The organism is Halomonas sp. THAF5a (genome assembly GCF_009363755.1).
Taxonomy (GTDB): Bacteria; Pseudomonadota; Gammaproteobacteria; order Pseudomonadales; family Halomonadaceae; genus Halomonas.
In genome coordinates this window covers 2,171,706-2,184,087 of sequence record NZ_CP045417.1, presented here as the reverse complement: position 1 = coordinate 2,184,087, position 12,382 = coordinate 2,171,706, and the positions used below count along the sequence as shown (strand labels likewise).

Annotated in this window: 11 protein-coding genes; 5 read left to right on the top strand and 6 right to left on the bottom strand. The window is 69.5% G+C overall.

What is annotated here, in order from left to right:
* Positions 1 to 70: 70 nt before the first annotated feature.
* Both FIU83_RS09760 and FIU83_RS09755 read left to right on the top strand, forming a co-directional pair.
* Entirely contained in the window at positions 71 to 748 is a 678-nt protein-coding gene (locus tag FIU83_RS09760) for a glutathione S-transferase family protein (RefSeq protein WP_152483882.1), read from the top strand.
* A 118-nt stretch (positions 749 to 866) separates the two neighbouring features.
* A complete protein-coding gene (locus FIU83_RS09755; protein WP_152483881.1) occupies positions 867 to 1,790 on the top strand; it encodes a sulfurtransferase in 924 nt (307 codons plus the stop codon).
* A gap of 81 nt (positions 1,791 to 1,871) precedes the next feature.
* Here FIU83_RS09755 and FIU83_RS09750 read toward each other — a convergent pair whose 3' ends face one another.
* From FIU83_RS09750 to metG, 4 genes are all read right to left on the bottom strand, one after another.
* Complete coding sequence (locus FIU83_RS09750; RefSeq protein ID WP_152483880.1) at positions 1,872 to 2,630, bottom strand: YdcF family protein; 759 nt, start codon at positions 2,628 to 2,630, stop codon at positions 1,872 to 1,874.
* 56 nt (positions 2,631 to 2,686) lie between these two features.
* The gene (nth, locus tag FIU83_RS09745; RefSeq protein ID WP_152483879.1) at positions 2,687 to 3,322 is read right to left on the bottom strand and encodes an endonuclease III; all 636 of its coding nucleotides are present in this window, start codon (positions 3,320 to 3,322) and stop codon (positions 2,687 to 2,689) included.
* A gap of 76 nt (positions 3,323 to 3,398) precedes the next feature.
* Positions 3,399 to 4,208, bottom strand: a complete 810-nt coding sequence (gene rsxB, locus FIU83_RS17770) for an electron transport complex subunit RsxB (protein ID WP_152483878.1) — start codon at positions 4,206 to 4,208, stop codon at positions 3,399 to 3,401.
* A gap of 9 nt (positions 4,209 to 4,217) precedes the next feature.
* The gene (gene metG / locus FIU83_RS09735; RefSeq protein ID WP_152483877.1) at positions 4,218 to 6,254 is read right to left on the bottom strand and encodes a methionine--tRNA ligase; all 2,037 of its coding nucleotides are present in this window, start codon (positions 6,252 to 6,254) and stop codon (positions 4,218 to 4,220) included.
* A 358-nt stretch (positions 6,255 to 6,612) separates the two neighbouring features.
* Here metG and FIU83_RS09730 point away from each other — a divergent pair, with 358 nt between their 5' ends.
* Together FIU83_RS09730 and FIU83_RS09725 are read left to right on the top strand one after the other, a co-directional pair.
* The gene (locus tag FIU83_RS09730) at positions 6,613 to 6,882 is read left to right on the top strand and encodes a hypothetical protein (protein ID WP_152483876.1); all 270 of its coding nucleotides are present in this window, start codon (positions 6,613 to 6,615) and stop codon (positions 6,880 to 6,882) included.
* A gap of 248 nt (positions 6,883 to 7,130) precedes the next feature.
* A complete protein-coding gene (locus FIU83_RS09725; protein WP_152483875.1) occupies positions 7,131 to 7,829 on the top strand; it encodes a TVP38/TMEM64 family protein in 699 nt (232 codons plus the stop codon).
* 80 nt (positions 7,830 to 7,909) lie between these two features.
* On the opposite strand, the gene thiI is transcribed toward FIU83_RS09725, so the two are convergent.
* Both thiI and FIU83_RS09715 read right to left on the bottom strand, forming a co-directional pair.
* The gene (gene thiI, locus FIU83_RS09720) at positions 7,910 to 9,391 is read right to left on the bottom strand and encodes a tRNA uracil 4-sulfurtransferase ThiI (RefSeq protein ID WP_152483874.1); all 1,482 of its coding nucleotides are present in this window, start codon (positions 9,389 to 9,391) and stop codon (positions 7,910 to 7,912) included.
* 137 nt (positions 9,392 to 9,528) lie between these two features.
* Positions 9,529 to 9,810: a hypothetical protein gene (locus tag FIU83_RS09715; RefSeq protein ID WP_152483873.1), complete on the bottom strand. Its 282-nt coding sequence runs from the start codon at positions 9,808 to 9,810 to the stop codon at positions 9,529 to 9,531.
* A gap of 432 nt (positions 9,811 to 10,242) precedes the next feature.
* Here FIU83_RS09715 and FIU83_RS09710 point away from each other — a divergent pair, with 432 nt between their 5' ends.
* Positions 10,243 to 12,366: a TolC family outer membrane protein gene (locus FIU83_RS09710; protein ID WP_152483872.1), complete on the top strand. Its 2,124-nt coding sequence runs from the start codon at positions 10,243 to 10,245 to the stop codon at positions 12,364 to 12,366.
* Positions 12,367 to 12,382 lie beyond the last annotated feature (16 nt).

Sequence of the window (12,382 nt, the reverse complement as noted above, 5' to 3'; positions counted from 1 at the left end):
CGCTTCGCCGCGGCGTGCTAGGGTGGCGGGGATCCCCCCGGTCATCGGGGCCGCGACCAAGGAGAGAAGCATGATCAAGGTGCATCATCTGGAGAACTCCCGCTCGCAGCGGGTCGTGTGGCTGCTCGAGGAGCTCGGGGCCGACTACGAGATCGTCACCTATGAGCGCGACGCGCGCACCCTGCTGGCGCCCGCCTCGCTGCGCGAGGTGCATCCACTGGGCAAGTCCCCGGTGATCACCGACGAGGCGCGGGAGGGGCGCGTGGTGGCGGAGTCGGGGGCGATCCTGGAGTACCTGGTCGAGCGCTTCGAGGCCGACCCCGCCCTGGTGCCGCCGGCGGGCAGTGAGGCGCGCGAGCGCTACCGCTTCTGGCTCCACCACGCGGAGGGCTCGGCGATGCCGCCGCTGGTGATGCGCCTGGTCTTCTCGAGCCTCGGCAGGCCGCCGGTGCCGGCGCTCGCCCGGCCCATCGGCCGGCTCTTCGCCCGCGGCGTGGAGCAGCAGTTCCTCGCCCCGGAGATCCGCCGCCTGAGCGACTACTGGGAGGCCGAGCTCGCGCGCGGGCCCTGGTTCGCCGGGGAGGCCTTCAGCGCGGCGGACATCCAGATGAGCTTCCCGCTGCTGGCGCTGGAAGCCGGCGGCGGTCTGGCCGATTACCCGCGGCTGCGCGCCTTCCTGGCGGCCTGTCGCGAGCGCCCCGCCTATCGGCGCACGGTCGAGGCGGTAGGGGAGTTCACCCTGCCGTGAGCGCCGTTATGAGAGTATCCTAGGAACTTCTGATCATTCATTCTATTCGTTGACATTGCGGCGCCGAGGAACGCCCGGATAATGATCGCATCCATCGCCGAGTAAAGAGGTCGGGAATATGATCAAGTCCGTGTTCATGGGGCTGGGCCTGGCCCTGGCGGCGTCCCGCGCCGTCGCCGCCGAGGTGTCGCCGCTGGTCGAGGCCGACTGGCTCGCCGAGCGGCTGGGCCACGAGGACCTCGTGGTGCTTGACGTGCGCTCGAGCATCGACGACGGCGGCGACCGTGCCGGCTTCGAGGCGGCGCACATCCCCGGCAGCGTCTATAGCAGCTACACCGAGGCCGGCTGGCGCGAGACCCGCAACGAGGTGGCTGGCCTGCTGCCGTCGGTCGAGAGCCTCGAGGCGCTGATCGGCGGGCTCGGCATCGACAACGACGACACCGTGGTGATCGTGCCCGCGGGGACCGGCGCCACCGATTTCGGGAGCGCCGCCCGGATCTACTGGACCTTCAAGGTGCTCGGCCACGATGAGGTGGCGATCCTCGACGGCGGCTTCGCCGGCTGGCAGGCCCAGCAGCACGAGATCGCCAGCGGCGCGACGCCGCCGCCCGACGCTGCCGACTTCCAGGGCCGGCTCGATCCCACGCTGATCGCCACCACCGAGGAGGTGCAGGCCGCCCGGGAGAGCCAGGCGCAGCTGGTGGACGCCCGCCCGGCGGACTACTTCCGTGGCGAGACCCAGTCGCCCGCGGCCACGGCGCCCGGGACCATTCCCGGCGCCCGCAACCTGCCGTTCCATCGCCTGCTCACCCAGCGCCAGCAGGCCTGGTACCTCGACGACGAGGTGCTCGGCGCGCGCATCAACGATGCCGAGCTGGATCGCGGGGCGCCCACCGTGGCCTTCTGCAACACCGGTCACTGGGCGGCCATCGACTGGTTCGTGCTCAGCGAAGTGGCGGGGTTCGACCGGGTCCGCCTCTACGACGGCTCGATGGCCGAGTGGACCCGGCGCGAGGATCTCCCCCTGGCGCTGGCCGAGTAGGCTCACAGCGCATCGCCCTGACGGGCGAAGGCGCTCGACGACACCCGCCGCGACGGTTGTCGTCTCTTTCGGGGGTGTCGCTCACTCGCCGCGACGCAGCAGGCCCTCCCGCAGGGCGAGCTCCGCGCGCCCCAGCCACTCGTGCAGGGCACGGGTGCTCTGGTGGAGGTGGTAGACCCGGGGCATCCAGCCGGCGAGGCCCGCGGGCGGGGGGCTCGCGAACTCGGTCGGGGCCGGCGTCACCGTCAGGCCCGCGCGCTCGAAGGCGGCCTGGGCGCGGGGCAGGTGCCACGCCTGGGAGACCAGCGCGACGCGCTCGATGCCGCTGGCGCCGAGCATCTCGGCGCTGAGGCGGGCATTCTGGGCGGTATCGCGGCTGCCCCCCTCCATCCAGCGTACCGGCACCTCGAACACCTCGCGCAGCGCGGCGGCCATCAGGCTCGCCTCGGCGCTGTGCTCGTCATGTCGCCGGCCCCCGCTGACCAGGATCGGCAGCCCGCTCTGGCGGTGCAGGTGGGCGCCGTAGGCCAGCCGCCGCCAGCTGGCATTGGCCGGCGCGTCGCCCCAGCCGAACTCCGGAGCATCGAAGTCGCGACCGCCGCCGAGGATGACGATGGCCTGGGCCTCGCGCAGCGCGCCGGTGCCGACCAGGGGCGGCGGTTCGAGGCCCTGGCGCAGGGCGTGGCTGGCGACCGGGGTGGCCAGCACCAGCAGCCCGCCCAGGCCCAGCACCACCAGCGCGCCGCCGAGCAGCCGCCAGTGCGACCAGAGGGCGAGACCCAGCAGGGTCAACAGCACGTTGATCAGTGGAGGGAACAGCAGGATCTCGAGTATCGCCATTGTGAGGGCTTCTTGTTGTTGTGGTGGTGTCGCGGTGAGGGCCTCGCCGGTGGCCCCTAGAGATCGACCTTCTCCTTGAACTCACAGAGGTCCTCGATGACGCAGCTACCGCAGCGTGGCTTGCGGGCCAGGCAGGTGTAGCGCCCGTGGAGGATCAGCCAGTGGTGCGCATCCTGGCGGAACTCCCGGGGCACGTGGCGCAGCAGCTTCTGCTCGACCTCGTCCACGTTCTTGCCCTTGGCGATCCCGGTGCGGTTGGAGACCCGGAAGATATGGGTGTCCACGGCGATGGTGGGTTCGCCGAAGGCGGTATTGAGCACCACGTTGGCCGTCTTGCGCCCCACGCCCGGCAGCGCCTCCAGGGCCTGGCGGGTGTGCGGCACCTCGCCAGAGTGCCGATCGACCAGGATCCGACAGGTCTTCATCAGGTTCTCGGCCTTGGTGTTGTAGAGGCCGATGGTCTTGATGTGTTCCTTCAGGCCGTCGAGCCCCAGATCGAGGATCGCCTGGGGGGTGTTGGCCACCGGGAAGAGCCGGGCCGTGGCCTTGTTGACGCCCACGTCGGTGGCCTGGGCAGAGAGCAGCACCGCGGCGAGCAGCTCGAAGGGCGTGGACCAGTGGAGCTCGGTGGTCGGCTCGGGGTTGTGGTCGCGCAGCCGCGCGAAGATCTCGAAGCGTTTCTGGGCGTTCATGGCAGTCCCTGGCAGGAGCGAGGGGCGCCGGTCTCCGGCCAGGCCCCCTCGCGATGATACGGGAAAGTATCCGGTGTCACGCTTCCGGGGCCGGTGGCGCCAGCGCCCGGCGGGCGTCGTCGAGCAGACGCTGGGCGGCGTCGAGCTGCTGGTGCGCCGCCTCTCGGGCGGCGGCGTTGCCCTGGCGCTCGGCGTGGGCTAGCTGCTGGCGGGCGCGGCGCAGCGCCTGCTCCGCCGCCTTGACGGCCATCTGCCGCTGCCGCTGGGGCGAGGGGCCGGCCGCGGGCACAGCGGGCGTGCGGTCCCCGCGCCGGCGCTGCTGGATCAGCCGCTTCTGGCGCTCCAGGCGCTTCTCGCGCGCCTCCCGTGCCAGGCGCCGCTCGCGGGCCTGATGGCGCCGCCGGCCCCGTTCGGCACGGCGCGCCAGGTAGGCCTCGCGCTCGGCGTCGCTCTCGGCGGCCTCCCAGGCGGGGTGGGGCAGCAGGTCGATGCAGTCCACGGGGCAGGGCGCCACGCAGAGCTCGCAGCCGGTGCACTCGTCGGCGATGACCGTGTGCATGCGCTTCGCGGCACCGAGGATGGCGTCCACCGGGCAGGCCTGAATGCACTTGGTGCAGCCGATGCATTCGTCCTCGCGGATCCAGGCCATCAGCGGCGACTGGGCCGGCTCGGCGAGCGGCAGCGGCGGGCGGCCGGTCAGCTCGGCCAGCCGGTCCACCGTCGCCTGCCCGCCGGGCGGGCAGCGGTTGATCGCCTCGCCGTCGACGATCGCCTCAGCGTAGGGGCGACAGCCCGGCTGGCCGCACTTGCCGCACTGGGTCTGGGGCAGCAGGGCATCGACCGCCTCGATCCGCTCGGCGCGGGAGGCATCAGCGGTTGGCGTCATCACGGCCGGTCAGCTGATTCGCTGGCCCGGCTCGGCCCCGGCGTCGGGGCTGAGCAGGGTGATGCCGTCGTCGTTGCCGGCGGCGAGCACCATGCCCTCGGAGACGCCGAAGCGCATCTTGCGCGGCGCCAGGTTGGCCACCATCACGGTCAGGCGACCCTCCAGGGCCTCGGGGGCGTAGGCGGCGCGGATGCCGGCGAAGACGGTGCGGCTCTCGCCGCCCAGGTCCAGGGTCAGCTTGAGCAGCTTGTCGGCCTTCTCGACGTACTCGGCCTTGGCGATGCGGGCGATGCGAAGGTCGACCTTGGCGAAGTCGTCGAAGGCGATCTCGTCGGCGATGGGCGTCTCGGCCAGCGGGCCCTTGGCGGTCTCCTTCAGCTTCTGCTCTTCCACCAGATCCTCCTTCGATGCGGCCATCATGGCATCGATCTTCTCCCGCTCGACGCGGGTCATCAGCGGCTTGAACTTGGCGATCTCGTGATCCACCAGCAGGGCGTGACGGCTGTGCCAGTCGAGGCTCTCGAGCTTCAGGAAGTCGCGGGCCTGGTCGGCCATGGCCGGCACCACCGGGGCCAGGTAGACCATCAGCTGGCGGAACAGGTTGATGCCCACCGAGCAGATGTCGAGCACCTCCTGCTCGCGGCCCTCCTGCTTGGCCAGCACCCAGGGCTCGGCCTCGGCGATGTAGGTGTTGGCCTCGTCGGCCAGCTCCATGATGCGGCGCATGGCGCGGCCGAACTCGCGGGCCTCGAACTCGGCGGCGATCTCGTCACCGGCGGCGATGAAGCGCGCGACCATGTCGGGCTCGCTGCAGTGGGCGGCGAGCCGCCCGCCGCCGAGCTTCTTGACGAAGCCGGCGCAGCGGCTGGCGATGTTGACCACCTTGCCGACCAGGTCGCTGTTGACCCGGGCGGCGAAGTCCTCGAGGTTGAGGTCCAGGTCGTCGACCCGCGAGGTGAGCTTGGCGGCGAAGTAGTAGCGCAGGTACTCGGGGTTCAGGTGGTCCGCGTAGGTGGCCGCCTTGATGAAGGTGCCCCGGGACTTGGACATCTTGGCGCCGTTGACCGTCACGAAGCCGTGGCAGTTGACGGCCGTGGGGGTGCGGAAGTCGGCGCCGTGCAGCATGGCCGGCCAGAACAGGGCGTGGAAGTAGACGATGTCCTTGCCGATGAAGTGGTAGACCTCCGCGTCGGAGTCCCGGCGCCAGTAGGCGTCGAAGTCGAGGCCCTCGCGTTCGCAGAGGTTCTGGAAGCTCGCCAGGTAGCCGATCGGCGCGTCGAGCCAGACATAGAAGTACTTGCCTGGTGCATCGGGAATCTCGAAGCCGAAGTAGGGGGCGTCGCGGGAGATGTCCCACTCGTTGAAACCCGACTCGAACCACTCCATCAGCTTGTTGCGGATCTGCGGCTGGACGTGATCGTCGTCGATCCAGGCCTTCAGGAAGTCGGCGAAGTCCGGCAGCTTGAAGAAATAGTGGGTGGAGGTGCGCACCTCGGGGGTGGCGCCGGAGATGGCCGAGACCGGGTCGATCAGCTCGGCCGGCGTGTAGGTGGCCCCGCACGCCTCGCAGTTGTCGCCGTACTGGTCCTCGGTCTTGCACGTCGGGCAGGTGCCCTTGATGAAACGGTCGGCCAGGAACAGGCCCTTCGCCGGGTCGTACATCTGCTCGATGTCGCGGGTGGCGATGTGCCCCTTGTCGCGCAGCCGGGTATAGATCAGCTCGCTGAAGTGGCGGTTCTCCGCCGAGTGGGTCGAGTGGTAGTTGTCGAAGGCCACCCCGAAGCGCGAGAAGTCGGCCTGGTGGTCGCGTGAGACGCGCTCGATCAGCGCCTCCGAGGTGATGCCCTCCTGCTCGGCGCGCAGCATGATCGCGGTGCCGTGAGCGTCGTCGGCGCAGACGTAGTGGCACTCGTGGCCGCGACTCTTCTGGAAGCGTACCCAGATGTCGGTCTGGATGTACTCCAGCAGGTGGCCCAGGTGGATGTCGCCGTTGGCGTAGGGCAGGGCGCTGGTGACCAGGATCTTGCGCGGAGCGGTATTCGACATGATGGCTCAGAGGTTCCCGTAAGCGTGGAGCATGGCGGCCGACTCGACGCCCTGGGCGAAGTCGAGGCCGCCATGCGAAATGTCCGTGAAATCAGGGGTGGGATTGTAGCATCTTCCTCCTGCGCTGCACCCGCCCGGCGGTCGGTGATCGGGGGCGCCGATGTCCGCCGCGTCGCGCGCTGGCAACGGGACTTCGGGCGCGTCGTCGCCGGTGGACGACATTTGGCACGGTCCGATGACTCGGGTAGAGTCCGCTCTCCGACGGCAGGGCCCCAGTGGATGGCGTGGCCTGCCGACGGACTCATCAGCCTGGCGTCACCTTCGCTGGATCCCAATGTTCTTCACGGAGGTAGCTCCTATGGCATTTCGCCGTATCCTGCCCCTCATGGGCGTCGTCGCGCTGCTCACCGGCTGTGCCGGCGGGGCCATTGCCCCGAACTATACCAGCGAGAATCCCGACATCATGCGCATCGGCAACGAGCGTCCCGCCGATCCCCAGGTGACCACCGAGAGCCTCGGCTCCTACTGCGTCAAGGTCACCGAGACCTGGAGTGAGCAGGGCGAGACGCCGGATGGCCAGACGCTCTGGGCCCTCAGTACTCAGCGCACCGTGGTGCCCTGCAACTGAGCTCGCTCACTCCAGTGCCCCATGCTGGTTCGGGCCCGGTGCATGCGTGCATCGGGCCCTTTTGCGTGCCGCGCCAGCTCGAGGGGACATCGGGATGGTGTCACTCCTTGACCGGCGGCCGGCGCGACGCGTCCGGGCTGGCGGGGAGAGCTGGCTAGACTGAGAGAGAAGGCCCGTGCCATCGCGCGGTGCCGGCGCACCGGGTCGCCTGTTGCGCCGCATCCGCCCCACGGGCAAGGAAAGGCGATATGCGAATCGAGCCGCGGCATGGGAGGCAGGCGCTGCTGGCACTGCTGCTGCTGGCGGGGCTGGTGGCTCTGGGGCTCTGGATCCACCAGGCGGGCTGGGTCGATCCCGTGCGCCTGGAGCGCCTCGCCCTCTCGCTGGGCCCCTGGGGCCCGCCGATGCTGGCGGGGGTGATGGCGCTCACTGTGGTTGTCGGCCCCATACCGACCATGGTGGTCAGCGTGGCGGCGGGCATGATCTACTCCCCTCCGCTGGCCTTTGCGGTCAGCATGAGCGGGGCGCTGGCGGGCGCCGTCCTGAGCTTCTGGATCGCCCGGCTGGTGGGCCGGCCGGTCGTCGAGCGGCTCCTCCACGGGCATCTCGCCCTGTTCCCCGAGTGCCCGCAGCGCATCCTCTTCGGCATGGTGCTGGCGGCGCGGCTGGTTCCCGTCGTCTCCTTCGCGCTGATCAGCTATGCGGCAGGCCTCACAGCGCTCTCCACGGGGCGCTTCCTGGTGGCCACGGCGCTCGGCATGGCCCCGATGACGCTGCTCTACGTACTGGCCGGCCAGGGCATCGCCATCGACAGCGGGTGGGCGATGGCGGTGGGAGGGGGCGTCGTCTGCCTGTTGGTGGCGCTGCCGAGGATGGTCGATGCCGGCTGGATCCCTCTGCCGGCACGCTGGCGCGCGTTCGTCGACCACCTTCGCCATCCCCGCTAGTCGCCCGGCGAGGCTTGCCGGCCGACGATCGCGATCGGTAGCCGTCGTGGGCCGGCCCTCAAGCGCCGGCCCATGAAGGCTCAGCCCGACGCCGCCTGGCGATAGACCCCGAAGTGATCGAGCCCCCGGTCGGCGAGATGCAGCGCCTGCATGCGGCTCATCACGCCCTGGTCGCAGTAGAGCAGGTACTCGCGGTCGGCGGGGAGGTGCTGGGCCTGCTCCTGGAGCTCGTAGAAGGGGATCTCCAGGCAGGGCACGTCGGGCAGCGACAGCGGCGCCTCCTCGCACTCGTCGGGGCGGCGGATGTCGATCACGCTGACCGCCGGCCGCTCGACGAGGTCGTCGGGTCCGTCGACGACGGTCACTTCGCCGGGCGCCCGGGCCTTCTCCCCCAGGCGGTTGGCCCGGGTCACGGTGGCGGCCTCGACGGCGGCCTCCAGCACCGAGAAGTCGAAGGCGGCCTCGGCGGCCAGGACCTGGTCGGCGGGCGCGCGGGTATGGGGGCGCTTCGAGATGACCCCGCAGTACTCCGGCATCTGTTCGGCGAAGCGGGCGGTGTCGATGCGCCGAGCGGTATCGATGATCTCCTGCTTGTCCTCGGTGACCAGCGGTCGCAGGATCGGCCGCTCGCTGGCCGCATCGATCTGCGCCAGGTTGGCGAGGGTCTGGCTCGACACCTGGGCAATGGCATCGCCGGTGACCAGCACCGGGATGTTTGCCCGCTCCGCGATGCGGCTCGCCACGCGCACCATCATTCGCTTGAGGATCACCCCCATGAGGCCGTCGGGGATGCTGCGCAGGATCTCGGCGACCACGCCCTCGAAGGGGACCGAGGTGAAGTCGACGTTGTGCGAGGCGCTGTAGCGCTGCCAGAGGTGGTGGGTCACCTCCCTGACGCCCGCCTCGTGGGCCGGCCCGCCGAGGTTGAAGAAGAGGTAGTGCGTCTTGATACCGCGGCGCAGCATGCGCCAGGCGGCCACGGGCGAGTCGAAGCCTCCCGAGACCAGCGCCAGGGCCTCGCCCTGCACGCCGAGGGGATAGCCGCCGAGGCCGGGGCGGCGCGAGCGGATCAGCTGCAGGCGCCGGCCGCTCAGTTCCACCGAGACCACCACCTCGGGGTGCTTGAGGTCGACGGTTGCCGAGGGCTCGGCCGCCAGCAGGGCGGCGCCGAGGTGGCGCTCCAGGTCCATGGAGGAGAAGGCGTGCTCGCCGCGGCGCTTGGCGCGAACGCGAAACCGGCGCCCGGCGATCGCCGGTGCCCAGTGGGGCACGATCCACGCGGCGGCCTCCTCGAGCGAGCCGCAGGCGACCTCCTGGGTCGCCAGCACCTCATGGATGCCGGGGATGCGCGTCAGGCTCTCTTCCAGCTCGCGCTCCCGCTCGGGGGGCAGGGTCTCCGGGAGACCGACGCGCAGGGCATCCCAGCTCGCCTTCACACGCACGTCGGGTTCCCGCTGGCGCAGCGTGTTGCGCACGTTGCTGGCCAGGCAGCGGGTCATGTGTTGACGGACGGAGCGTGACTTGATGGTGATTTCGGGGTGGAGCTTGAGCAGATAGGTCATTCGAAGGGAGCAGCAGTGACGATGTGGCCGGCATTCTACCAATCCGGCGCGCGCCCCGCACGGCGCCTTCGCGCTGCATGACGCAGCCACGACCGCGCCCGGCAGGGCGGTCGCGGTCGTGGCGCTTCAACCGGGGCTCAGTAGAGCGCCTGTTCTTCCCGCACGACCTCCTTGAGCAGCTCGAGGAAGAGCCGGTCGGCCTCGGAGTGCTCGCTGGGATCCTCGGGGATGTGCACGCTGGTGGTGTCGGAGATCTCGTTGGCGATGCGGGCCATCACGTCGCCCTCGCTCGCTTCGGTAAGCTGCTGGCGGGTGATCTCGAGGGACTGTTCGAGGATCTTCGGATCCTGCAGCAGTTTCTTGATGAAGCCCCGCAGTTCGTTGATCACCCGGGTCTTCTGGATTTCCGATGAGGCCATGTCGTTCTCCTTGATGTAACCACGCCGTTTCGGGTCGGGCAGACGATACCACGTTTGTCGGCGAGCGTGCCGCGCAGGTACCTGCGCTGCCGACCACATTGCGCCGCTAAGAGGCGGGATGACGCCTTGTCACTCAGTCGAAAGGTGAACAATTTTTGCGGCTCCGTTACTATTGATTACATTGGAAAATATGATGCCAAGGCATGAAGCGTTTGACGTCGCGTCCGCCCCCTCATCTCCTGACTTGCCGTTGCGTGACGTAACAGTCGGTGGGCATGATGGCCTGAGGGGTGTGGTACACGACTGACGAGAGGCTTCAGTCGACCCGCTGAGCGGTTGTGGTATGCCGCGATAACGGGACCGCCATCTCTCCATCGCCAGGACGACCGGTCCGCTCTGCGGGTGTGTCGCCACTCTTCAAAGGGAATGATCATGAAACTCGCCGCTGCCCCCCTGTCGTTCATCCACGCTCGTCGCCTGCTCGGCTCGATCGTCATGGGGGCCTCTCTGACGTTGGCGCCGATCACCGCGGCGGTCGCGCAGTCGCTGCCCCAGGGTCTGGCCTCGCCGGGCAGCAGCGACCTGCGCCAGGTCGTCCAGCAGGCGCTCGCGACCAACCCCGAGGTGATGGCGGCCTTCAACGGCTTCCAGGCCGCCGGCAACGATATCGGTGTCGCACGGGGCAACTATCTGCCCAGCGTCGATCTGGCGGCGGGCGCCGGCCTGGAGGATCGCCAGCTCGACGCCCGGGGGAGTTATGACACCAGCTATGCCGAACTGACCATCACCCAGATGCTCTGGGACGGCCTGGCTACGGCCAGCGAGGTCGAGCGCCTCGATCTCGCCGAACTGGTGCGCTACTACGAGCTGCTGGGAGCGAGTGAGGAGGTGGCGCTGGAGGCGACCCGCGCCTACCTGGACGTGCAGCGCCATCGCGAACTGGTGCGCCTGGCCCAGGACAACTACCGCGAGCATCTGCGGGTCTACACCCAGATCGAGGAGCGGGCGATGTCCGGGGCGGGGCGCCGCGTCGACCTGGAGCAGATCAGCGGCCGCCTGGCGCTGGCCGAGTCGAACCTGCTGATCGAGGCCTCCAATCTGCACGATGTGACGGCGCGCTTCCAGCGCATCGTCGGCGACCTGCCGGCCGAGAGCCTGGCGCCGGTGCCGGCGATGGATGATCGACTACCGGCGGATGTCGGCCAGGCGCTCGATCTGGCCTTCCAGGGCAACCCCGAGTTCCACGCCGCCATCGAGAACATCGAGGCCAGCCGCGCCGAGCAGCGCGGGACCCGCTCGGCCTTCCAGCCGCGCCTCGACCTGCGCGGGCGCACCGGGACCTACGAGAACAACGACGGCAGCTACGACACCATCGCCGACGGTGAGCATCGGGACCGCCACAGCATCGAGCTGGTGGCCAGCATGAACCTCTATCGCGGCGGCAGCGACCTCTCGTCCTTTCGGGCAGCCAGCGAGCGGGTCGAGCAGGCCGTGAACCTGCGCGAGAAGGCCTGCGTCGACGTGCGCCAGACCACCCAGATCGCCTACAACGATACCCAGCGACTGCGCGAGCAGCTGCAGTATCTGAATGAGCACCGCCAGTCCATCGACCGGGTCCGCGGGGCCTATCAGCAGCAGTTCGATATCGGCCAGCGCACCCTGCTCGACGTGCTGGACAGCGAGAACGAGTACTTCGAGGCGAGCCGCGCCTACGCCAACGCCCGCTATGACGTGGCGCTCGCCGACGCCCGCACCCTGGCCGCCATGGGCCAGCTGATGCAGGCGCTCGAAGTGCGTCGCGACGACATGCCGACGCTGGCGTCGCTTGACAGCGACGGCGTCGAGATCCATCCCGACGTGATCTGTCCCGCCCAGGGCCCCCGCGGTTTCACCCTGGCCGACTTCACTGGCGGCATCGAGGCGCCGCCCCGGGCGCCGGACGTGACCCTCTCCGCCGATGCCCTGTTCGAGATCAACAGCTCGGAGTTGAGCGGCGATGCCCGATCTGAGCTCGATGCGCTGGCGGCCGAGATCCGCGGCATGAACAACCTTGCCCGGGTCTTCATCGCCGGCCATGCCGACATTACCGGCAGCGACGCCATCAACGACCCGCTCTCCCAGGCGCGCGCCGACAGCGTGGCCCGATACCTGGTGACCCAGGGGGTCGACCGGGGGCTGGTCGAGACCCGCGGCTTCGGCTCCCGCCAGCCGGTGGCCAGCAACGCCACGGTAGAGGGGCGTCGTCAGAATCGTCGCGTCGAGGTTACCCTGGAGCGCGTCGGTGAAAATCTGGATTTGAGCGGACGCGCCGAGCCGGTATTATCGGAACCACTTGAAGGCACCTTCCTGCAGGTGGCTGCCCTCTCGAGTGAGGCGCGAGCCAGTGGGCTCGGCGCTCGGCTGGAAGGTGAGTTCGATCTGCCCGTCAGGCTGGAATCCACCGGGAGTCTGCACCGTGTCCAGCTGGGGCCGATCGCCGACCGCGCCGCGCTGGCGCCGCTGCGTGGAAGGCTCGAGACCATGGGCTTCGCCGATAGCTACGCGGTGCGCGGCTGAGCGGACACGAAACGGG